Source organism: Pseudomonas sp. LP_7_YM, assembly GCF_004364435.1.
Classification (GTDB): Bacteria; Pseudomonadota; Gammaproteobacteria; order Pseudomonadales; family Pseudomonadaceae; genus Aquipseudomonas.
In genome coordinates this window covers 66374-88090 of record NZ_SOCT01000011.1, presented here as the reverse complement: position 1 = coordinate 88090, position 21717 = coordinate 66374, and the positions used below count along the sequence as shown (strand labels likewise).

Annotated in this window: 17 protein-coding genes and 1 pseudogene; 9 read left to right on the top strand and 9 right to left on the bottom strand. The window is 59.3% G+C overall.

From position 1 onward, the window contains the following. The first annotated feature begins 249 nt into the window (after positions 1-249). Both thiI and typA read left to right on the top strand, forming a co-directional pair. Positions 250-1704 carry a tRNA uracil 4-sulfurtransferase ThiI gene (gene thiI, locus EC915_RS20555; protein WP_133752347.1) on the top strand — a complete coding sequence of 485 codons (1455 nt, stop codon included), beginning with the start codon at positions 250-252 and terminating at the stop codon, positions 1702-1704. A 157-nt stretch (positions 1705-1861) separates the two neighbouring features. Continuing rightward, positions 1862-3682: a translational GTPase TypA gene (typA, locus tag EC915_RS20550; RefSeq protein ID WP_133752346.1), complete on the top strand. Its 1821-nt coding sequence runs from the start codon at positions 1862-1864 to the stop codon at positions 3680-3682. A 212-nt stretch (positions 3683-3894) separates the two neighbouring features. On the opposite strand, the gene EC915_RS20545 is transcribed toward typA, so the two are convergent. The 3 genes from EC915_RS20545 to EC915_RS20535 all read right to left on the bottom strand — a co-directional run bounded on the left by EC915_RS20545 (position 3895) and on the right by EC915_RS20535 (position 7206). After that, positions 3895-4350, bottom strand: coding sequence for a YkgJ family cysteine cluster protein (locus tag EC915_RS20545; protein ID WP_133752345.1), 456 nt, complete (start codon positions 4348-4350; stop codon positions 3895-3897). Between the two features lie 95 nt (positions 4351-4445). Beyond that, the gene (locus EC915_RS20540) at positions 4446-5834 is read right to left on the bottom strand and encodes a GTPase/DUF3482 domain-containing protein (protein ID WP_133752344.1); all 1389 of its coding nucleotides are present in this window, start codon (positions 5832-5834) and stop codon (positions 4446-4448) included. Then, entirely contained in the window at positions 5827-7206 is a 1380-nt protein-coding gene (locus EC915_RS20535) for a DUF2868 domain-containing protein (protein WP_133752343.1), read from the bottom strand. Before EC915_RS20535 ends, EC915_RS20540 begins: the two co-directional genes overlap by 8 nt. A 121-nt stretch (positions 7207-7327) precedes the next feature. Between EC915_RS20535 and EC915_RS20530 the strand changes: the two genes are divergently transcribed. Both EC915_RS20530 and EC915_RS20525 read left to right on the top strand, forming a co-directional pair. Next, positions 7328-7840: a dihydrofolate reductase gene (locus EC915_RS20530; protein ID WP_133752400.1), complete on the top strand. Its 513-nt coding sequence runs from the start codon at positions 7328-7330 to the stop codon at positions 7838-7840. A gap of 285 nt (positions 7841-8125) precedes the next feature. Then, entirely contained in the window at positions 8126-9181 is a 1056-nt protein-coding gene (locus EC915_RS20525) for a haloacid dehalogenase-like hydrolase (protein WP_133752342.1), read from the top strand. A gap of 183 nt (positions 9182-9364) precedes the next feature. Here the strand turns inward: EC915_RS20525 and ilvD are convergent, their stop codons facing one another. Continuing rightward, the gene (ilvD, locus tag EC915_RS20520; RefSeq protein ID WP_133752341.1) at positions 9365-11212 is read right to left on the bottom strand and encodes a dihydroxy-acid dehydratase; all 1848 of its coding nucleotides are present in this window, start codon (positions 11210-11212) and stop codon (positions 9365-9367) included. 460 nt (positions 11213-11672) lie between these two features. Between ilvD and mgtE the strand changes: the two genes are divergently transcribed. Beyond that, positions 11673-13013: a magnesium transporter gene (mgtE, locus tag EC915_RS20515; RefSeq protein WP_133752340.1), complete on the top strand. Its 1341-nt coding sequence runs from the start codon at positions 11673-11675 to the stop codon at positions 13011-13013. 114 nt (positions 13014-13127) lie between these two features. On the opposite strand, the gene EC915_RS20510 is transcribed toward mgtE, so the two are convergent. Beyond that, the gene (locus EC915_RS20510; RefSeq protein WP_133752339.1) at positions 13128-14324 is read right to left on the bottom strand and encodes a class I SAM-dependent rRNA methyltransferase; all 1197 of its coding nucleotides are present in this window, start codon (positions 14322-14324) and stop codon (positions 13128-13130) included. Between the two features lie 221 nt (positions 14325-14545). On the opposite strand from EC915_RS20510, the gene EC915_RS20505 reads away from it, so the two are divergent. The 3 genes from EC915_RS20505 (at position 14546) to EC915_RS20495 (ending at position 16711) form a co-directional block, all read left to right on the top strand. After that, on the top strand, positions 14546-15358 hold the full coding sequence (locus tag EC915_RS20505) for an HDOD domain-containing protein (protein WP_166651049.1): 813 nt from the start codon (positions 14546-14548) through the stop codon (positions 15356-15358). A gap of 37 nt (positions 15359-15395) precedes the next feature. Beyond that, complete coding sequence (gene mutM, locus EC915_RS20500; RefSeq protein WP_133752337.1) at positions 15396-16208, top strand: bifunctional DNA-formamidopyrimidine glycosylase/DNA-(apurinic or apyrimidinic site) lyase; 813 nt, start codon at positions 15396-15398, stop codon at positions 16206-16208. A 164-nt stretch (positions 16209-16372) separates the two neighbouring features. Then, entirely contained in the window at positions 16373-16711 is a 339-nt protein-coding gene (locus tag EC915_RS20495) for a multidrug transporter (RefSeq protein ID WP_133752336.1), read from the top strand. Here the strand turns inward: EC915_RS20495 and EC915_RS20490 are convergent. The 4 genes and pseudogenes from EC915_RS20490 to EC915_RS20475 form a co-directional block, all read right to left on the bottom strand. Further along, a pseudogene (locus tag EC915_RS20490) lies at positions 16693-18228 on the bottom strand (gamma-glutamyltransferase family protein). The gene EC915_RS20495 and the pseudogene EC915_RS20490 sit on opposite strands and share 19 nt — an antisense overlap. A gap of 130 nt (positions 18229-18358) precedes the next feature. Then, the gene (locus tag EC915_RS20485) at positions 18359-18610 is read right to left on the bottom strand and encodes a YfhL family 4Fe-4S dicluster ferredoxin (protein WP_074752410.1); all 252 of its coding nucleotides are present in this window, start codon (positions 18608-18610) and stop codon (positions 18359-18361) included. 91 nt (positions 18611-18701) lie between these two features. Continuing rightward, on the bottom strand, positions 18702-19187 hold the full coding sequence (gene coaD, locus EC915_RS20480; protein ID WP_133752335.1) for a pantetheine-phosphate adenylyltransferase: 486 nt from the start codon (positions 19185-19187) through the stop codon (positions 18702-18704). 240 nt (positions 19188-19427) lie between these two features. After that, positions 19428-20867: a coniferyl aldehyde dehydrogenase gene (locus tag EC915_RS20475; RefSeq protein WP_133752334.1), complete on the bottom strand. Its 1440-nt coding sequence runs from the start codon at positions 20865-20867 to the stop codon at positions 19428-19430. A gap of 138 nt (positions 20868-21005) precedes the next feature. Between EC915_RS20475 and EC915_RS20470 the strand changes: the two genes are divergently transcribed. Then, positions 21006-21692, top strand: coding sequence for a TetR/AcrR family transcriptional regulator (locus EC915_RS20470; RefSeq protein WP_133752333.1), 687 nt, complete (start codon positions 21006-21008; stop codon positions 21690-21692). Positions 21693-21717: the final 25 nt, after the last annotated feature.

Genomic DNA, 21717 nt, shown 5'->3' with positions numbered 1-21717 from the left:
ACCTGCCTCACAAGGGAGCAATTTGCATGCCAGTGCCCTGTGTTGGGTTTTTCCTGAAAAACGCCGGGTTTTGGCACGTTAAAGTTCGCATTTGCAAAAAAGCATCGCACCGCATTGGTGCGCCTGGATTGTATGCAGTCCCATTCCGGTGCGCCGATGATTGGCTATACGATAACTGGTTAAACCTTGAGCAATTTCCGCTATAATCCGCGCCCCCCTTTTTTGACCGGCACCTCGCGCGCTGTTTTCATGAAACTAATCGTTAAAGTTTTCCCGGAAATCACCATCAAAAGCCGGCCAGTGCGCAAGCGCTTCATCAAGCAACTGGCCAAAAACATCCGCACCGTGCTCCGCGATCTGGACCCGGCGCTGGTGGTCGATGGCGTGTGGGACAACCTCGAGGTCGAGAGCAGGGTCCAAGATCCGAAGATCCTGCACGAAATGACCGAGCGCCTGAGCTGCATGCCGGGCATCGCACACTTTCTGCAGGTTGATCAGTACCCGCTGGGCGACATGGATGACATTTACGAGAAGTGCAAACTGCACTTCGGTCATGCGTTGCCCGGCAAGATTTTCTCGGTACGCTGCAAGCGCGCCGGTCATCACGACTTTAGCTCCATGGACGTCGAGAAGTACGTTGGCAGCAGGCTGCGCCGTGAGTGCAACGCTGCCGGCATTTCGCTCAAGACGCCGCAAGTCGAGGTGCGGATGGAAATCCGCGACAAGCGCTTGTTCGTGATTCACAGTCAGCACAACAGCATTGGCGGCTACCCGCTGGGCTCTTTGGAGCAGACGCTGGTGCTGATGTCCGGCGGTTTCGATTCCACCGTGGCTGCGTACCAGATGATGCGTCGTGGCTTGATGAGCCATTTCTGCTTCTTCAATCTGGGCGGCAGGGCTCATGAACTGGGTGTGATGGAAGTCGCGCACTTCATCTGGAAAAAATACGGCAGTTCGCAGCGGGTGCTGTTCGTCAGCGTACCGTTCGAGGAAGTTCTGGGAGAAATTCTCGGAAAAGTCGATAACAGTCATATGGGCGTAGTTTTGAAGCGTATGATGTTGCGCGCTGCGACCAATATCGCCGACAGACTTGAAATCGACGCGCTGGTAACCGGCGAGGCGATTTCCCAGGTGTCCAGCCAGACACTGCCGAACCTGTCGGTTATCGATTGCGTGACGGAAAAGCTGGTCCTGCGCCCGCTGATCGCCAGTCACAAGCAGGACATCATCGACCAGGCCGACCAGATCGGCACCGGCGATTTTGCCCGGCACATGCCCGAATACTGTGGGGTGATCTCGGTCAATCCAAAGACCGCGGCCAAACGTAACCGCGTCGAGCATGAAGAAAAAGAGTTCGACATGGCCGTGCTCGAGCGTGCGCTCGAAAACGCCCGTCTGGTGCCTATCGATCGGGTGATCGAGGAGTTGGGTCAGGACGTTCGGGTCGAAGAAGTCGGTCAGGCCCTGGCCGGGCAAGTGATCATCGACATCCGCCACCCGGATGAAACCGAAGACCGCCCGCTGGAACTGACAGACATCGAAGTACAAACGCTGCCGTTCTTTGCATTGAACAGCCGTTTCAAGGAACTGGATGACACGCGCCAGTACCTGCTTTATTGCGACAAAGGCGTCATGAGTCGCCTGCATGCTCATCATTTGCTCAGTGAGGGACATGCCAATGTGCGCGTTTATCGACCGAGCTAAGTGCCCGGGGCTGTTTGCCTGTGGCTTGCGTCACCGGCCCCCCGACACCAGTCGTCAGCCGTAACGGCTGCAGACCCGAACAGGGTCTCGCCGACTGTACCGTTCATAGCTGTCTGCAATCAGTCAGCTGACCGAATCCTCTGATCGAGATACACAAGTGATCGAAAATCTACGTAACATCGCCATCATTGCTCACGTTGACCACGGTAAAACCACCCTCGTCGACAAGCTTTTGCGTCAGTCCGGCACCCTGGAACGCGGCGAGCTCAACGACGAACGCGTGATGGACTCCAACGACCAGGAAAAAGAGCGCGGTATCACCATTCTCGCGAAGAACACCGCGATCAACTGGAATGGCTACCACATCAACATCGTTGACACCCCGGGCCACGCCGACTTCGGTGGTGAAGTAGAGCGCGTGATGTCGATGGTTGACTCCGTTCTGCTGCTGGTCGACGCTCAAGACGGCCCTATGCCGCAAACCCGTTTCGTGACCAAGAAGGCTTTCGAAGCCGGCCTGCGTCCAATCGTGGTCATCAACAAGGTCGACCGTCCAGGCGCGCGTCCGGACTGGGTTCTGGATCAGATCTTCGACCTGTTCGACAACCTCGGTGCTACCGAAGAACAGCTGGACTTCAAAGTCGTCTACGCCTCGGCCCTGAACGGTATTGCCGGTCTGGAACACACCGCCATGGCTGAAGACATGACCCCGCTGTACCAGTCGATCGTCGACAACGTACCTGCGCCGAAAGTTGACCGTGATGGTCCGTTCCAGATGCAAATCTCGGCACTGGACTACAACAGCTTCCTGGGCATCATCGGCGTTGGCCGTATTGCCCGTGGCAAGGTCAAGCCGAACACCCAGGTTGTGGCTATTGACGCCAACGGCAAGCGCCGTAACGGTCGTATCCTCAAGCTGATGGGTCACCACGGTCTGCACCGTGTAGACGTGGAAGAAGCTGCTGCCGGCGACATCGTCTGCATCAGCGGCTTCGAAGAGCTGTTCATCTCCGACACCCTGTGCGACCCACAGAATGTTGAAGCGATGAAGCCGCTGACCGTTGACGAACCTACCGTATCCATGACCTTCCAGGTCAACGATTCGCCTTTCTGCGGTCGAGAAGGCAAGTTCGTCACCAGCCGTAACATCAAAGAGCGTCTGGACAAAGAGCTGCTGTACAACGTTGCACTGCGCGTTGAAGAAGGCGACACCGCTGACAAGTTCAAGGTCTCTGGCCGTGGTGAGCTGCACCTCTCGGTACTGATCGAAACCATGCGTCGCGAAGGCTTCGAAATGGGTGTTGGTCGTCCTGAGGTGATCATCCGCATGGTTGATGGCGTCAAGCACGAACCGTACGAAAACGTCACCATCGACCTGCCGGAAGAATCGCAGGGCGCAATCATGGAACAGATCGGTATCCGTAAGGGCGATCTGACCAACATGGTTCCGGATGGCAAGGGCCGTGTTCGCCTTGAGTACAATATCCCGGCACGTGGCTTGATCGGTTTCCGTAACGAGTTCCTGACCCTGACGTCCGGTGCAGGCATCCTGACCTCGATCTTCGACCGTTACGACGTGATGAAGTCCGGCGACATGTCCGGCCGTCAGAACGGCGTGCTGGTTTCGGTTGCTACCGGTAAGGCTCTGACTTACTCGCTGGAAACCCTGCAAGCTCGCGGCAAACTGTTCCTGGGTCACGGCGAAGACGTGTACGAAGGTCAGATCGTCGGCATCAACAGCCGCGACAACGACCTGGGCGTCAACCCAACCAAAGGCAAGAAGCTCGACAACATGCGTGCTTCCGGTAAAGACGAAACCATTGCTCTGGTTCCGCCTATCCGCTTCACGCTGGAACAAGCACTCGAGTTCGTTCAAGAAGACGAGCTGTGCGAAGTGACGCCGAAGTCGATCCGCCTGCGTAAGAAAATTCTTGGCGAAAGCGAGCGTACCCGCGCTGCCAAGAAAAGCGGCAACTGATTAACGTTTAGTCAGCCGTAAAAAAACGCCCCCGACTGCAAGGTCGGGGGCGTTTTTGTTTGTGTGGGATTTGGTTTGGACGCTGCCTATCGCTGCGAGAGCGATGCCGCTCAATCCGCCTCTTCCCGGCTAAAGCCGGTCCCACTGAAGCCCGCGCGTCTTTGGTAGGTCCGGCTTCAGCCGGGAAAACGCACGCGAACCCGATAGAGGCTTTAGAACTTCAACGGCACCCGGCCGGAGTTCGAATTCAGCGTGCCGGTGCTTTCGCGCACGACTTCTTTCGGCTTGTAAGCGCAATAACCCGGCCGTGGGCCGATCTTGGGGTGGTTACGGCAGGTGTCGGGGCGCTTATCGTAGATGGTGCACAGCCGGCTCTTGCGATCCAGATACAGGCAGTCGTCGTTGCTCATGCGTTGGAGCGTGAAGATCCCCGACTTCTGGTTGAAGCGCTCGATGATGCCTTCCTTCTGCAAGCGCTTGGCAATGTTTTTCGGGTTATCACCGATCTCGAATTCGTCGACGACGCCGATGCGGATCAGGTCCTTGATCTTCGCTTCCACTGGCAGGGTGCAACAGCTGGAGATACAACCCCCGCACATATGGCTGGAGTATTTCTGCCAGGTCTCGAGACGGTCGAGCTCTGCTGCAGCGATCAAGGTGGGTTTCATGCGCGTGTGCTTCCGGGTGTATCGGGCGCGCGATCATACCGGGCCACGCGCATTTCCCCTACCGTAAAATGCGCAGGGCGACTGCCGGCAGATGCTTATCCGGCCACCACCGACCTGGCCAGCGCTTCGACCTGCTCGTGGCGTTCACTCTGATTGAGCTTCGAATGCGGGTTCAGCGACGACCACTGCGGGTATGCCCGCGCCTTGTGCAGGGCTTCCGGCAGCTTGCCCTCGCGCCAGGATTTATCCTGTGGAGTGTTCAGCCTGATGCTATCCATCGCCGCATGACCTCGTGCCTCAAGGGCCGCCAACAACTGCCGTTGCCGCAATGCCAGCAAGCGCAACACCGCATCATCGACCGTCAGCTCACGCTGGCCTTTGAGCTTGCCCAGCAAGCGTGCGCCGTAACTACGCGCGGTCTGCAAGGCGCCCCCGGCAATGGCGCCAACCAGCGCCGCCGCGCCCAGGGTGATGCCCCCTACCAATAGGTCCACACCCGCGCCTGCCGCGGCCCCGGCAGCGATGCCACCGCCGACCCGCACACCTAACAGTTTCAGGGTTTGCGGGTTGAACAGGTCGTCCCCCCAGCGCCCGTCCAGCAGCGGCAGATCGCTGGCTGAAGCGTCTTCACGCCGGAACGCGTACAGCTTGAGCAGCGTTTCGACGCAGCGTTGTTCGCGTTGACGCACAGACTTGTGCAGATCATCGATAGCCGTCTGCACCTGATCAGACGCTGCAGCAACGCCGCGCCGGCAGGCCGCGCAATCGACCAGCAGTTCGGCGATCAACCGTGCCGCGCTATGCCTGCGAACCTCACGCTGAGCCTGCTGATCCAGGATCAGCCGCTCCAGCTGCGGGCGCGAGGCTTCCAGTAACAGCGCCAGGCTTTCATACAGTCGCCGTTCGCCGTCCTCCGGTGGCGCCACGCTGTCGAAGCGCACCAGTGCGTGCAGCCCCAAGCGTGCCAGTGCTTCGCGCCATTCCGGTTCGCGATGGTGCGCGCTGCTGACGAAATTGAGCACCGGCAAAAGCGGTTTGCCGCAACTGGCGAGTACGGCAAGTTCGTCGCGGTATTTGGCAAGCACCGGCTCCCGGGCGTCGATCACATAAAGACCAGCATCGGAGCCCTGCAACTGGCGCAGCACTTTGGCTTCCTGCTCAAAGCGTTGGCGGGCTTCACTGCCGTCGAGAAAACGCGCCAGCCGCGCCGGACCGTCGAGGCGTTCGCCCGGGCGGTCGAGGCGTTCCAGAAAGTCGAGCAGGGCGATGGCGTCTTCCAGGCCGGGGGTGTCGTACAACTCCAGCAACGACTCGCCGTCCACCGAAAGCCGCGCGCCCTCCACGTGGCGTGTAGTGCTGGGGCGATGGGAGACTTCACCGAAGCCGACATCACGGGTCAGGGTGCGCAGCAGCGATGTCTTACCGACGTTCGTATGACCGACCACTGCAAGTTTGAGCGGGCGGACCCGGTTCTTTTCAATCATGTCCGGTCTCCAGCCAGGTCAATGGCGCGCTGTCGGTCCATATCAGCTCAAGCGGGTGCAGCGCGTTGTGCCAGTCACTCAGGCGGTGGACATCCAGCGCTTCACCGAGTGGCGCGGCAAGCAACCAGATGCGGGTGGCGGCTGCGCATCGAGCCAGTTCGGCAATCAGTGCAAGGCTGCCGCGATCAGGCGATCGATGAGGGTCGCAGGCAACCACCAGGCGTGCGGGCGGGTAACGCGTCAGTTGGTCAAGCAAAGCGCGACGGGATTCGCGGTTGTCCAGAACACCTGCATCTATCACGGTTGCGGGAAGCGATGGCGGCCACGGGCGCTGGTCATCCAGTTCGATGGCCACCAGCAATGCCCCCTCGCTCTCTGTGGCAGCAGGGCCGCTCTGCACTGAATGAAGTTGTTCAGGCGCCGCATCGTTGACGCCGAGGCGTTCGCTGCTGGGCATCAGTCGTTCGCGCAACTCGACAAAGCCGGGCTCGGTCAGGTCCAGCGTCAAGTGCTCGCGGCCTGCACGCCAGCGCCCGTAGCACAATAGGGTCAACAGCAGTCGAGGCGCGATCCCGTAGAGCACCAGCACGCCCACCAGCCACGCGGCCCAAGCCTGACGGGCGTTCTCGATCACCAGTGCACTGTCGCCGCTGGCGCGGATCATGTTTTCGCTGGGTACTGTGAAGCCCAACAGCGATGGCAGTGTGCCGAGGCCTTGGGTCAGGCTGACGAAAGTGTCGCTGCCCAGAATCGTGGTTTCCCAGACAAAGCCGTAGCGACGGGTGGCCATCAGTAACAGCAGCAGAGTCAGCGCACTTAGCAATGCCAGCAGCCACAGACCGTTGACGCAAGTCCCTAGCAGCCAGCGGTTCAGTCGTTTGCGTTGCAGCAGCAAAATCAGCGCGGGTGCCAACTGCGCAGCTTGCGCATCGCGGGATAGTTTTTCGCTGAGCCACAACCACAGACGCCCGAGGCTAGCGGTGCTCTCTCCTGCGAAGATCAGTCCCAACGCCCAGCCGAGCAACAGAATCAGGTTCAATCCAAGCAGGCTGCCCAGGGCCCAGAACACGTTGACCGGCGTCTGGCCGTCGCCCAGCGCCGCGAAGGCAAGTCCGGCGCCACTGATGACCGCGAAGACGCCCAGCAGGATCAGTGACAGGCGCGCGCCTTGTTTCCAATGCCGCAACGCTGCGAGCATGCTGTCACGCTCAGCCAGCCACAGGGCGCGATTCTTGATGCGTGTCGCTAGATCGCCCGCACTGGTGCGGGCGCGGCGGCTGGCCTCGTCATCTTCAAGCGGGCCTGCGTGTTGCTCGCGCAGGCGTACCGCTTCGGTCAGCCATAATTCATCGAGTGGGGTCAGTGCAGTCACACGGCATCTCGTTGGTGAAGTCAGGAGTGAGCATACCCGTTGTGGCTGTAATCGCGCAGAGCTGCACGTGTACCCATACCTGGATACGACTCCCTCCCGCACCTCTGCTATCCTCGCCGCCATGAAAAAACATCTCCCTCTCAGCCTGATTGCCGCCCTGGGTGAAAACCGGGTCATCGGCGTCGACAATTCCATGCCCTGGCACCTGCCGGGAGATTTCAAGTATTTCAAGGCGACGACCCTCGGCAAGCCGATCATCATGGGTCGCAAAACCTGGGATTCGCTGGGCCGTCCGCTTCCTGGTCGGTTGAATATCGTCGTCACCCGTCAGGCGGGCCTCACGCTTGAGGGGGCCGAAGTGTTCACTTCGCTCGAAGCCGCTGTGGAACGCGCCAATGCGTGGGCAGCTGAGCAGGGTGCCGGCGAGGTCATGTTGATCGGCGGCGCGCAGCTTTATGCCCAAGGCCTGGCTCAGGCGGACCGCCTGTACCTGACCCGTGTGGCGTTGAGTCCTGATGGGGATGCCTGGTTTCCTGAGTTCGATCAGGCTGAGTGGGCACTGGCCTCCAATAGCGAAAACCCGGCAGTGGATGGCAAGCCGGCTTACAACTTTGAGGTATGGGAACGACGGTAAACACCGGGCGCGAGGTTGGGACAAATGAAAATGTGGGAATGGGTCTTGGGGGGAGTGGGGAAGTCGACAGCGATTATCGACCTGATGCCGCATCGCGAGTGAATTCGCTCCTGCAGTCTGTCCTCTGCCGCCGGCATGGTTGTCCCCCGAATGTCGTTTTTATGTCATCTGTCGCGAACCGTACCAACGTGGCGGCATCAGAACGTGTGCCGTCGTTGACGCATCCAAACAGTAACGGGTTTTTGTTACGGTCCAGCCTTAAACCATATGAAGGGAGGAACCGTTATGAAGCTCGCACCAAAGCTGTTGGCCGCTGCGCTGTGTCTGGGGCTTGCCGGGCAGGTATTTTCCACGGAGCTGACGCACTGGCCCGCACCGGCAGCCAAGCAGCTCGACCAGATGATTGCGGCCAATGCCAATAAGGGTAACTTCGCCGTTTTCGACATGGACAACACCAGCTATCGCTATGACCTGGAAGAGTCGCTGTTGCCCTACATGGAAAACAAAGGGCTGATCACCCGCGAAACGCTCGATCCTTCTCTCAAACTGATTCCGTTCAAGGACACCGCCGACCACAAGGAAAGCCTGTTCAGCTATTACTACCGGCTCTGTGAAATCGACGACATGGTCTGCTATCCGTGGGTCGCGCAGGTCTTCTCGGGCTTCACGCTCAAGGAGCTCAAGGGGTATGTCGACGAATTGATGGCATCGGGCAAGGCTGTGCCGAGCACCTACTACGATGGCGATGTGGTCAAGAGCATCAATGTCGAGCCGCCAAAAGTCTTCACAGGCCAGGCGGAGCTGTTCAACAAGCTGATGGAAAACGGCATCGAGGTCTACGTCATGACCGCGGCGTCCGAGGAACTGGTGCGCATGGTCGCCTCTGATCCTAAATACGGCTACAACGTCAAACCGCAGAACGTAATCGGTGTGACCACGTTGCTGAAAAATCGCGACACCGGCGAACTGACCACCGCGCGCAAGCAGATCAGCGCAGGCAAGTACGACGAGAAAGCCAACCTCGGTCTTGAGCTGACGCCGTACCTCTGGACCCCGGCGACCTGGATGGCGGGCAAGCAGGCAGCGATCCTGACCTACATCGATCAATGGAAAAAACCGGTAATCGTCGGCGGTGATACGCCCACCAGCGATGGCTACATGTTGTTCCATGGCGTCGATGTCAGTAAGGGTGGCATCCACTTGTGGATCAATCGCAAGGACAAGTACATGACTCAGCTCGAAGGCATGATGAAGTCCAATGCCGAGGCCCAAGCCAAGGAAGGTTTGCCGGTGACGGCGGACAAGAACTGGGTGATCGTCAAACCGGATGAGATTCAGTAAGGCTGGCACTACTCAACGTGTAGGAAGGCGCTTGCCCGCGATTGCGTTTCGTCAGTCCCCCTGCGGTGCCGGACCCGACGCGTCGCGAGCAAGCTCGCTTCCACAGCACGGGTGGCGTTTCTGATACCCAATAAAAAGCCCGGCATTGCCGCCGGGCTTTTTGCTTGCTGCCTGCTGAGCCGCTTACGGCACCAGTTTGTCCAGCAGCGCCTTGTCACGCACAGCGCCCTTGTCGGCACTGGTCGCCAGCAGGGCGTAGGCCTTGAGGGCCGTGGTCACTTTGCGTGGGCGGGTTTCCACCGGTTTCCAGCCCTTCTTGTCCTGCTCGGCACGACGCTCCGCCATCTCAGCATCGTCGATCAGCAGATTGATCGAGCGGTTGGGAATGTCAATCAGCACCTTGTCGCCATCTCGTACCAGACCAATCGCGCCGCCAGCAGCCGCTTCAGGCGAAGCGTGACCAATGGACAGACCCGAAGTGCCCCCTGAGAACCGGCCATCGGTCAACAACGCACAGGCTTTACCCAAACCTTTGGATTTCAGGTAGGAGGTCGGGTAGAGCATCTCCTGCATGCCCGGGCCGCCTTTCGGGCCTTCGTAGCGGATGATCACGATGTCGCCGGCCTTGACCTCATCAGCGAGGATGCCACGCACGGCGCTGTCCTGACTTTCGAAGATCTTCGCGTTGCCTTCGAACACGTGGATCGATTCGTCCACGCCAGCGGTCTTCACCACGCAGCCGTCCAGTGCGATGTTGCCATACAGCACCGCCAGGCCACCTTCCTGTGAATAGGCATGCTCGACGCTGCGGATGCAGCCGTTCTCGCGGTCGTCATCCAGCGTGTCCCAGCGGGTCGACTGGCTGAATGCGGTTTGCGTCGGGATACCGGCAGGGCCTGCCTTGAAGAAGTGATGCACCGCCTCGTCGTCGGTCTGGGTGATATCCCACTTGGCGATGGCTTCTTCCATCGATTTGGCGTGCACGGTTGGCAGGTTGGTGTGCAGCAATCCGCCTCGGGCGAGCGAGCCGAGAATGCTGAAAATGCCGCCTGCGCGGTGCACGTCTTCCATGTGGTACTTCTGGATGTTCGGCGCGACCTTGCACAGTTGCGGCACACGGCGCGACAGGCGATCGATGTCACGCAGGTCGAACGCGATCTCCGCTTCTTGAGCGGCGGCCAGCAAGTGCAAGATGGTGTTGGTCGAGCCGCCCATCGCAATGTCCAGGGTCATCGCGTTTTCAAAGGCCTTGAAATTGGCAATGTTGCGCGGTAGCACCGAGTCGTCATTATCGCGGTAGTAGGTTTGGCACAGCTCGACGATGGTGCGGCCGGCCTGCAGGAACAGTTGCTCGCGATCACTGTGGGTCGCCAAGGTCGAGCCGTTGCCCGGCAACGCAAGGCCCAAAGCCTCGGTCAGGCAATTCATCGAGTTGGCGGTAAACATGCCGGAGCACGAGCCACAAGTCGGGCAGGCGCTGCGCTCGTATTCAGCGACTTTCTCGTCTGAAGCGGTGGAGTCCGCGGCGATGACCATGGCATCGACCAGGTCCAGGCCGTGGCTGGCGAGTTTGGTCTTGCCGGCCTCCATCGGGCCGCCGGAAACGAAGATCACCGGAATGTTCAGGCGCAGGGCAGCCATCAGCATCCCAGGGGTGATCTTGTCGCAGTTGGAAATGCAGACGATAGCGTCCGCACAGTGGGCGTTGACCATGTACTCCACGGAGTCGGCGATGATCTCGCGGCTGGGCAGCGAGTACAGCATGCCATCGTGACCCATGGCGATGCCGTCATCGACCGCGATGGTGTTGAATTCCTTGGCCACGCCACCGGCCCGCTCGATCTCGCGAGCCACCAGTTGACCCAAATCCTTGAGGTGTACGTGGCCCGGTACGAACTGAGTGAAGGAGTTGGCGATGGCGATGATCGGTTTTTTGAAGTCTTCGTCCTTCATCCCCGTGGCGCGCCACAAGGCACGCGCACCGGCCATATTGCGGCCGTGGGTAGACGTTTTCGAGCGGTAATCAGGCATTGGAGCACTCCGGGCGGCTAATCAGGTTCAGTAAGGGAGTGAGCTTCTCTTGGTCCATTGCAACGGCGACGGGTCGCGGCCGCTGCGGATGAGGTCGGTGACGCCACAGGATCGCTGCGTGCTCGACCGGAGCTCATAAACCCGCCGGGGGATGATTGGCGATGAATAGGCCGATTCTACACCGCTGGCGGCGGGATGGAATGCCAAGACCGATCATGGGGCTTTAGTCGTGAGTGTGTAGGAAATGTCTGAGTTTTTTCCTTCGGGTTTTTTAGCCTTGCGTGCTTGGTTAATATCCCCGCGCCGCATGTGCGGTCAACGAGAAAGCATCTTAATGGACCACCCCGGTTTAAGTTCCTCGAGAACACACAATCTGGCCCGACCGCAACGGTGGCGGCCTTGTCTGTGAGCTGATGCGTCCGCTCTCCAGGCAGGCACGCGCCGTTGTCTGGAGAACACCATGACCACTTTGAACTTCGCTCAACTGCTTCGCGCTTCCCTGCAAGAGCACCACCTCAAGCCACAGGCTGTCGCCAGCCATCTGCTTTCAGCTGACATTGCCCGCTACCTGGACCAACTGGAACTGGCCGATATTACCCGCCTGCTCAATGAACTGCCCCTGCAGAAGCGCGCCGAGGTCTTCGGCTACTTTCCCTTGGAGCGTCAGGCCGCACTGGCCGAAACATTGCCCCGCAGCGCTCAGGTTGCCTTGATCGCCGCGATGTCATCGGACGAACGCGCCGACCTATTCAACCGCATCAGTCAGCCAGCCCGGGATGCTCTACTGCCGGCGCTGGCTCATGTGCAGCGCGAAGACCTGCGCAACCTGGCCAGCTATGCTGAGGGCACCGCTGGCGCCGTGATGACCAGTGAATACTCTGCGATTGGCGCCGGACTCACGGCCGCACAGGCTATCGACGCGCTTCGTCGCGAGGCAGCGGATGCGGAGACTATCTACCAGACTTATGTGCTCGACGATCAACGCCAGTTGCTTGGCACCGTGTCGTTGCGCGAATTGATCCTTGCTGCGCCGCACGTGCCGGTGACACAGCTGATGATCAAGCCGGTCATCAGCGCGCGCGTTGACACCGATCAGGAAGACGTCGCGCGCCTGATCAGCCATTACGACCTGCTTGCCTTGCCTATCGTTAACGCCGAGGGCGCTCTGGTGGGCATCGTGACCTGCGATGACGCCATGGATGTGGTGGTCGAGGAAGCCACCGAGGACTTCCACAAAGGCGCGCTGATCGGCAAGCATCTGGGCAACATTGCTACGGCTTCGGCGGCCATGCTCTACCGCAAGCGGGTGTTCTGGCTGGTGCTGCTGGTCTTCGGCAATCTGTTTTCAGGTGCGGGCATTGCCGTGTTCGAAGACGTGATAGCGGCCAACATCGTGCTGGTGTTCTTCCTGCCGCTTCTGGTGGACAGCGGCGGCAACGCCGGCGCGCAGTCGGCGACCCTGATGGTCCGGGCACTGGCCACCGGCGAGGTGGTCCTTAAAGATTGGCTGCGCCTGCTATGGCGCGAATGCTCGGTCGCCCTGGCGCTGGGCGTCACAATGGCGGTAGCAGTAGCCTTTTTGGGGGCGGTGCGTGGCGGCTGGGAAATTTCAATGGTGGTGGCCAGCAGCATGCTGGTCATCGTATTGATCGGCAGCCTCATTGGCATGAGTCTGCCCTTCATGTTCAGCCGCCTGCGGATGGACCCGGCGGTGGCCAGCGGCCCGCTGATCACATCGATTGCCGATGCGGCCGGGGTGTTGGTGTACTTCGGAATTGCTTCTGCGGTCCTGGAGCTTTGACCAACCAGTGAGGGCCGTTGTCGAGAGCGTGACCACAGTTGGCCGGTTTGTCTGCTATCACACGGCCAACTATATGACGCGTTTCTCCCGATGGCGTCCTGTTGAATCCCGACCTCAGCTGTTAGGCAACAACCGGCACGTAATGCTCTTGATATAGCGCGTTTCCGGAATCGCCGGGTGTACCGGGTGGTCCGGGCCTTGGCCGCCGCGTTCCAGCAACTGGATATTGCGGTCCAGATGGCGGGCGCTGGTCAGGAGGATGTTCTGCAGATCGTCTTCGGGCAGGTGCATCGAGCACGAGGCGCTGACCAGAATGCCGTCCTTGCTGAGCAGGCGCATGGCCTGTTCGTTTAGGCGGCGGTAGGCGCCTTCGCCGTTTTTCAGGTCTTTCTTGCGTTTGATGAACGCAGGCGGGTCGGCCACGATCACGTCGAAACGCTCCTCAGCCGCTTTCAGTTCTTTCAGGGCCTCGAACACGTCGCCCTCGATGCAGGTCACTTTCTCAGCGAAACCGTTCAGCGCTGCGTTGCGTTCAACCCCATCGAGCGCGAAGCTCGACGCGTCGACGCAGAACACTTCGCTGGCGCCGAAGGCACCGGCTTGCACGCCCCAGCCACCGATATAGCTGAACAGATCCAGCACGCGCTTGCCCTTGGCGTATGGCGCCAGGCGCGCACGGTTCATGCGGTGGTCATAGAACCAGCCGGTTTTCTGGCCTTCCATCACCGGCGCTTCGAATTTCACACCATTCTCTTCCAGCGCTACCCACTCCGGCACCAGGCCAAACGCCGTTTCGACGTAGCGATTCAGGCCCTCGGCATCACGAGCCGCCGAGTCATTCTTAAGCAAGATGCCGCTTGGCTTGAGCACCTGAATCAGCGCGGCCAGAACATCGTCCTTGTGCTGCTCCATGGTGGCAGAGGCGAGCTGCACCACCAGAATGTCGCCGAAGCGGTCAACCACCAGACCTGGCAGCAGGTCCGAGTCGCCGTACACCAGGCGATAGAACGGTTTGTCGAACAGGCGCTCGCGCAGGGACAGGCAGACGTTCAGGCGGTGCACCAGCAGCGACTTATCCATCGGCAATTTGACGTCACGCGATAGCAGGCGCGCGCAGATCAGGTTGTTCGGGCTCATGGCGACGATGCCCAGCGCTTTGCCGCCTGCTGCTTCAAGAATCGCTTGAGCGCCTGGAGCAAAGCCGTTGAGCGGGGTGGTAGCAACGTCGATCTCGTTGCTGTAGATCCACAGGTGGCCGGCGCGCAGACGACGGTCGGCGTTGGGCTTGAGGCGCAAGCTGGGCAGGGACATGACGTCGCTCCGAAAAAAAGAGCGGGAGTATAACGCGTCATCCTGCCCGCAGGCGTACTGGATGAATTAACCCGACAGCTGCCTGTCGGATGTTTTGAAGGGTTCAATGGTTGTCGACCCATGGGCGGTAAGCGGTAGAATCACCCCTCGACCTTGAGTGTTTACCTATGTCCCAAGAGCTTACCTCCGAGCAGATCCAGCAGGCCTTGCAAGGCATCACCGTGCCGCCCCAGCCGCAAATCATGGTGGATTTGCAGATGGAGCAGTACATGCCTGACCCTGATCTGGGTGTGATTGCCCGGCTGATCTCGCAAGATCCGGGGCTTTCCGGGGCTTTGCTGAAAATTGTCAACTCGGCTCACTATGGCTTGACCAACAAGATTGCCTCGATTCAACGGGCCGTAAACCTGTTGGGCAGCCGCTCCGTCATCAACCTGATCAACGCTCAGTCGATCAAAGGTGAAATGAGCGATGAAACGATCGTGGTGCTCAACCGCTTCTGGGATACCGCGCAGGACGTCGCCATGACGAGTCTGACGTTGGCCAAGCGCATTGGCTCGCAGACTGTCGACGAATCCTACGCATTGGGTCTGTTTCACGACTGTGGCGTGCCACTGATGCTCAAGCGCTTTCCCGAGTACATGAACGTGTTGGAAGACGCTTATGCCAAAGCCGGACCGGATTGCCGGGTAGTCGACACGGAAAACCGGATCCTCAATACCAACCATGCTGTTGTCGGCTATTTCACTGCCAGGTCGTGGCGGTTGCCCGAACATGTCAGCAGTGCCATTGCCAATCACCATAACGCGCTGGCCATTTTTCAGGATGATTCAAGCCGCAACGCGCCATTGAAGAACCTGCTGGCGATCCTGAAAATGGCAGAGCATGTCTGCGAGTCCCACCGCGTGTTGGGTAATCAGCCCGACGATTATGAGTGGGACAGCATCGGTCACCTGATTCTCGATTACGTGGGTCTGTCTGGCTATGACTTTGAAAACCTCAAGGAAAGTATTCGCGAGCTGAGCGCCCACTGACCTTAGCGTTCGCGTTTCGCCCGCCATCGAGTTGCCCATGCCTGAATTACCCGAAGTGGAAACTACCCGTCGCGGGATCGCGCCTCATCTGGAAGGACAGCGCGTGAGTCGCGTGATCGTGCGTGACCGCCGGTTACGTTGGCCCATCCCGGAGGATCTGGACATACGGCTGTCCGGTCAAAAAATCGTGGTGGTCGAGCGGCGTGCCAAATACCTGCTTATTCAAGCCGAAGTTGGCACATTGATCAGCCATTTGGGCATGTCCGGCAACTTGCGGCTGGTCCAAGCAGGGTTGCCTGCGCTTAAGCATGAGCATGTGGATATCGAGCTGGAGTCCGGGCTGGCCCTGCGTTATACCGATCCGCGACGCTTCGGCGCGATGTTGTGGAGTCTGGACCCGCACAATCACGAACTGCTGACCCGCTTGGGACCTGAGCCGTTGACCGACCTGTTCGACGGGCTGCGTCTCTACGAGCTGTCGCGTGGGCGTTCGATGGCGGTCAAGCCATTCATCATGGACAACGCAGTCGTGGTCGGCGTCGGGAACATTTATGCGACCGAAGCGCTGTTTGCCGCGGGTATCGATCCGCGTCGTGAAGCCAAAAGCATTTCCAAGGCGCGCTATATAAAACTGGCGATCGAGATCAAACGCATTCTTGCCGCTGCCATCGAGCGTGGCGGCACAACCTTGCGTGATTTCATCGGCGGCGATGGCCAGCCGGGCTACTTTCAGCAGGAGTTGTTCGCCTATGGACGTGGCGAGAAGCCATGCAAGGTCTGCGGCACAAACATGCGTGAGGTCAAGCTGGGGCAGCGGGCAAGCGTTTATTGCCCTAAATGTCAGAAATAAGGACGAGTGTGCGACACGGCCTTCGTTAGCAAGCCGGTTCCGGCAGCCGCATGGTGCTCTTGACGCCGAGTTACGATAATTGCGCCGCTCCTCCCTTGCTTAACCCTAATGCCTGTTTATAGTGAGCAGCATCACCTTTCCTGCTGCGCCTGAAGGATCACGCCATGAGCCCTTTTCGTATTTTCGCTGTCACGCTGGCCCTGTTTTTTGGCCTGCAAACGACCCCGGCAATGGCGCAAGTCGAGGCTTCAGGCAGTGGCGATCCGGTGTATCAGATCCAGAACCCTCCTGCTTACGCGATGATCGGTGACCTGCTGATCGCTCGTCCGTTGCTGATCGTAGCAACAGTGGCTGGCGCGGTGCTGTTCGTGGTGGCGTCGCCATTCGCAGCCGCCGGAGGCAACCTCGGCGCCACCGGCAAAGCGCTGGTGGTCGATCCGGGCAAGGCCGCATTTGTGCGCTGCCTGGGTTGCACCACCAGCGGCTATGGCAAACAGGATTGATCGGAGCAACTGCGTACCGGGTTCAACGGCGCCTGCGCTCGGAAAACCGCTGAAACGCCCACCCCGCGAGGATCGCTTGCGGCTTCCACGCTAGCGTTGTTCTTGCGCCACAGAACAACCTGCACATTGCCGAAGTCGCGCGTGGCCTCTTTGACGGCATATCCGCGCTCGCGCAAATCGCTCAACTGCGCATTTGTAAACGCTCCTGGCTCATATTCCACCGCGTCGGTCATGTCCCGGTAATGAGAGCGAGGGGCTGATGTCCAGTTGGTCACGAACTGATCGTCCAGATATTGCAGCATCGACAGCAGCACAATGCTGGGGATCCGACTGCCGCCCGGGGTGCCGAAGGACGTGAAGGCGTGGGGGCTTTCGATGAAGCTGGGGCTCATGCTCGAAAGCGGTCGCTTGCCGGGTCCAATGGTGTTCGCCTGTCCGCTCACCGGACCCGAGATACCACTGCCCTTGGAGTCCAGGGCGAAATCGCCCATTTCGTCGTTGAGCACGACCCCTGTGCCCGGCACCGTAAATGTCGAGCCGAATGGCAAATTCACAGGCAGCGTCGCCGCAACAGCGTTGCCCTGGTTATCGAGTACCGAGGGAACGAAGTCGGGGTCGCCGAACAGTCCACGATCACGGTAGGCGCGGCGAAGCGCTTCCACCACGTAATGGGCCCGTTGCACACTCCCGGATTCGCGCCGCGGCAGCTGTTGCAGGCATGGACAGGCTTTGCGCCAGCGCCACCCCTCCGGCAGAGGGCAGCGGGGCGCTGATCAGTTCGCGTTGATCGACTGGCTGGAAGTGCAAGGTGTTCGGGTGACGACGTCGTATTCTTCGAAGTCGTGGTGATTCCAGCTCCCACCTGCGGTCCGAACGCTGCTGACCATTGCCTGCGCGGTCAGACCTCTATCAAAACCGGCCCGGCGATTCAACGTTTGCGCCAGTTCCGGCTGCCTGATGATTTCGCCCAGATTCGGCACGTCACCGTTACGCAGGAACAGCCGGGCACTTTCCTTGTTGGGGCGCAAGGCGAACAGCCGCCAGCCAGCGCGCTGACGATACACCGCGTCTACCCTGAAACCGCTATAGGCAACCCGAATAGCGGATGCCATGGAAATATTCAGCGGCAAACGGCCATAGCGCTCGGCCATTTCAACCAATGCGGCAGGCAAGCCAGGGATGGCAGCCGCTAACGGACCGTTCAGGGACAAATCCGGCTGCACGACGCCGTGGCGGTTGAACATCTTGAGTCTTGACTTGAGCGGGGCTTTTTCTCGGGCATCGAGAAACTGGTACTGCACCGGTTCTCCCGCCTGACGCAACAGAAAGAAACCGCCGCCTCCCAAGCCGCAAGCGTAGGGTTCGATGACAGCAAGGGTTGCGTTGATCGCGATGGCGGCGTCAAAGGCGTTACCGCCTTCGATCAGAGTTTCCCGACCTGCTGCGGTCGCAAGGGGGTGAGACGTGGCGATGGCGGCCTGATCCGGATGATCGGGGTTGGCTTGAGCCGTGCGCAGAGCAAAACAGCGGCGCCCAACGAGGACGGAATCCACGCAAGCTTCGATTCATACGTATCTCGCTGAGGTCAACAGGCATTAAAGCCAGTGCCTTCGGCGAAAGCGCATATGCCGACAGGGTATGCCTTCGTTATGCCTTGCTTGTGATCAACTGATATTTAGCCATCAGCTCATCCTTGCTCTCGACGTGGTTTTCGTCCAGAGGGATGCAGTCCACAGGGCAGACTTGCTGGCACTGCGGCTCGTCATAATGCCCGACGCATTCGGTGCACAGGTTCGGGTTGATCACGTAAATCTCTTCGCCCTGGGAAATCGCTTCGTTCGGGCACTCGGGTTCGCAGACGTCGCAATTGATGCAATCGTCGGTGATGATCAAGGACATGGAGACTCCTGCCACGGTCGACGCCGAGGCATTTGAAAACTAATGCGGCGAATTGTGCCGCATTAACGTCCGGTGTGCACCTGAACATCGCTCACGAACCCGGCTTGAAACGTTCCTTGAGTGCCTGGGCGACGGCCGGATGCACGAATTTGGTGATATCCCCGCCCAACGCTGCAATTTCTCTGACCAACGTAGACGAAATGAATGAATAGCGCTCGGACGGGGTCAGAAAAAGACTTTCCACATCCGGCGCCAGCTGTTTATTCATGTTCGCCAGCTGGAATTCATACTCGAAATCCGAAACGGCACGCAGCCCGCGCAGCAGAATATTGGCGTTCTGTTCCTGCGCGAAATGCGCAAGCAGGGTCGAGAAGCCGACAACTTCGACGTTCGGCAGGTGTTTGGTTGCTTCGCGAGCCAGTTCGACACGTTGTTCCAGAGGGAACAACGGGTTTTTCTTGGGGCTGGCGGCAACGGCGATGACCACCTGATCGAACAGGCGCGAGGCTCGCTCGACCAGATCGCCATGGCCCTTGGTGATCGGATCGAAGGTGCCTGGGTACAACACTCGGTTCATCGCGTCGTCCTGGTCGGAGTTCGTAGGGAACCGGGATGGTATCGCAGCGTGGCGGGGCGGCCAAGTCGCGGCAATGCCGGGAATGAGCGAACTCTGGAGTGAGCCCTGTAGCAGCCGCCGGAGGTTACTACGGCAGTGAAAGCGATAGGCCAGTGACGAAGGTATTCACTGACACTGCATGGGCAAGTAAGCCTGGCTCTGCGGTCGAGTACGCATTGGGATTGGGCGCAGACCCCGAGCTCAACGAACGAAAAGCGTGTAGATCAGCTTCTGAATCGCCTTGCCATAGGGCGGATAAATCACCCGCGCGGCGTTAAAGCGTTGTTTGATGAACACACCTTTGGCCTTGCTGAAGGTCAGAAATCCTTCATGCCCGTGATACTGGCCCATGCCAGAGGGGCCAATCCCGCCAAAGGGCAAGTCGTCCTGCGCGACATGCAGCAGGGTGTCGTTCAGACAGACCCCGCCGGAATGCGTCTGCTCCAGCACCCGCTGTTGTTCAGCCTTGTTGTAGCCGAAGTAATAAAGCGCAAGCGGGCGCGGGCGCTGATTGATGTAGTCAAAGGCCTGCTCAATACGTCGATACGGCACGATAGGCAGCAGCGGGCCGAAGATTTCATCCTGCATGACCAGCATGTCGTCGCGCACGTCCAGCAACAGGCTGAACGGCATCCGTCGTCCCTGGCCCTGCTCATACAACGAAATAATCCGTGCGCCTTTGTTGCTGGCGTCGTCCAGATAGCTATTAAGGCGTGCCACCTGCCGGACATTGATGATGGCTGTGTAGTCAGGATTATCAGTCAGTGCCGGATAAAGCCGGTTCACCACCTGTCTGTAGGCCTCGACGAACTCATCGACTCGATTTTCGGGCACCAGCACGTAATCTGGCGCCACACACGTTTGCCCGGCATTCAGTGTCTTGCCGAAAGCGATACGTTCGGCAGCGTGCGCGATTGGCACGTCTTGGGAAACAATGGCCGGGGATTTGCCGCCCAGCTCCAGGGTCAGCGGCGTCAGATTTTCCGCCGCCGCGCGCATGACATGGCGCCCGATGCTGGTGGCCCCGGTGAACAATAAATGATCAAACGGCAGGCCGGAGAATGCCACGCCCACATCGGCTTCGCCCAAGACCACAGCGACCAGATCCTCAGGAAAGACCTTGGCCAACAGCGCTTTGAGCAGCGCTCCCGTGGCTGGCGTCGACTCACTGAGCTTGAGCATCACCCGGTTGCCCGCCGCCAACGCACCCACCAGCGGGCCGATTGCCAGATACAACGGGTAATTCCACGGCACGATGACCCCGACAACTCCCAGCGGCTGGTAGATGACCTTCGCCGATGCTGGCTGAAACGCCAGACCCACGCTGCGCCGCGAAGCGCGCATCCACGTCTTCAAATGACGACGGGCGTGATGAATGTTGTGAAGGCTCGGCATCAATTCGGCAAGCAGTGTCTCGTCGGCGCTGCGATGACTAAAGTCGGCGCTGATCGCGTCGATCAGGGGCTGGCGTTCGTCGCTAAGCAGTCTGCGCAGGCTGTCGAGCCACTGAAGGCGCTGACTGGCGACCGGCATGGGGTTCGCTGCGAACGCCTGACGTTGCGTGTCGAACATTCGTTCAAGGTCAGTGCGGGTAGCTGAAGCCTCATCAGGCAAGGGTGAGGGCACGGATTCAGCAGGCATCGCAGCAGTTCCTTCAGAGGTCATGGGACGTTTCTAGAGTCAATACTCTAAAAAGTCAAATGGACGCGCCTGATCTACCTGTTGTACTTGCGTTAAGATCCAGCACATCTGGGTTACATTCACACGCTTGAGTCGAGTATGGCGCCGCGCATCAAAACTCTACGCATCAAGACTCGCGAGCGCATCGTGCAGAACAGCCTGGGGCTGTTCAATCTGCAAGGCGAGCGCAGTGTCAGCACCAATCACATCGCTGCGCACATGGAGATTTCGCCGGGTAATCTGTACTACCACTTTCCCAACAAGCAGGCGATCATCGCCGAGCTGTTCAGCGAGTATGAAGCGCTGGTCGACGGCTTTCTGCACCCGCCGAACGGTCGCCCGCCCAATGTCGAAGACAAACGCCATTATCTGGTGGCCATACTCGATGGCATGTGGCGCTATCGTTTCCTGCATCGTGACCTCGAACACTTACTTGATGCTGACCCAGAGCTTGCGGCGCGCTATCGGCGGTTCTCTCAGCATTGCCTGATCAAGGCGATGGCGATTTACGGCGGTTTCGTCGAGGCCGGAATACTGAACATGGACAAGGTGCAGATCGAGTCGCTGACGCTCAATGCCTGGATCATTCTCACATCGTGGGTACGGTTTCTCTGTACGACGCGGGAAAACGCCACGCACCTGAATGAAGACGCCATCCGTCGTGGCGTCTACCAGGTGCTGATGCTGGAGCTGGCCTACGTCACTCCTCAGGCGCAGGAAGCGGTGCATGCCCTGTGCGCGGAGTTTTATGTGCCATTGAACAAAGCACTCGGGGACGCCAATTGAATTGCATCCTTTGCGCCGAATAGCT

What these genes read in the sequence shown, in the direction of transcription:
- EC915_RS20495 (WP_133752336.1), top strand. Translation starts at nt 16,373, where the DNA reads ATGAGCCCTTTTCGTATTTTCGCTGTCACGCTGGCCCTGTTTTTTGGC.
- EC915_RS20530 (WP_133752400.1), top strand. Translation starts at nt 7,328, where the DNA reads ATGAAAAAACATCTCCCTCTCAGCCTGATTGCCGCCCTGGGTGAAAAC.
- mutM (WP_133752337.1), top strand. Translation starts at nt 15,396, where the DNA reads ATGCCTGAATTACCCGAAGTGGAAACTACCCGTCGCGGGATCGCGCCT.
- EC915_RS20525 (WP_133752342.1), top strand. Translation starts at nt 8,126, where the DNA reads ATGAAGCTCGCACCAAAGCTGTTGGCCGCTGCGCTGTGTCTGGGGCTT.
- EC915_RS20540 (WP_133752344.1), bottom strand. Translation starts at nt 5,834, where the DNA reads ATGATTGAAAAGAACCGGGTCCGCCCGCTCAAACTTGCAGTGGTCGGT.
- coaD (WP_133752335.1), bottom strand. Translation starts at nt 19,187, where the DNA reads ATGAACCGAGTGTTGTACCCAGGCACCTTCGATCCGATCACCAAGGGC.
- EC915_RS20470 (WP_133752333.1), top strand. Translation starts at nt 21,006, where the DNA reads ATGGCGCCGCGCATCAAAACTCTACGCATCAAGACTCGCGAGCGCATC.
- EC915_RS20545 (WP_133752345.1), bottom strand. Translation starts at nt 4,350, where the DNA reads ATGAAACCCACCTTGATCGCTGCAGCAGAGCTCGACCGTCTCGAGACC.
- EC915_RS20485 (WP_074752410.1), bottom strand. Translation starts at nt 18,610, where the DNA reads ATGTCCTTGATCATCACCGACGATTGCATCAATTGCGACGTCTGCGAA.
- ilvD (WP_133752341.1), bottom strand. Translation starts at nt 11,212, where the DNA reads ATGCCTGATTACCGCTCGAAAACGTCTACCCACGGCCGCAATATGGCC.
- EC915_RS20475 (WP_133752334.1), bottom strand. Translation starts at nt 20,867, where the DNA reads ATGCCTGCTGAATCCGTGCCCTCACCCTTGCCTGATGAGGCTTCAGCT.
- mgtE (WP_133752340.1), top strand. Translation starts at nt 11,673, where the DNA reads ATGACCACTTTGAACTTCGCTCAACTGCTTCGCGCTTCCCTGCAAGAG.
- thiI (WP_133752347.1), top strand. Translation starts at nt 250, where the DNA reads ATGAAACTAATCGTTAAAGTTTTCCCGGAAATCACCATCAAAAGCCGG.
- EC915_RS20510 (WP_133752339.1), bottom strand. Translation starts at nt 14,324, where the DNA reads ATGTCCCTGCCCAGCTTGCGCCTCAAGCCCAACGCCGACCGTCGTCTG.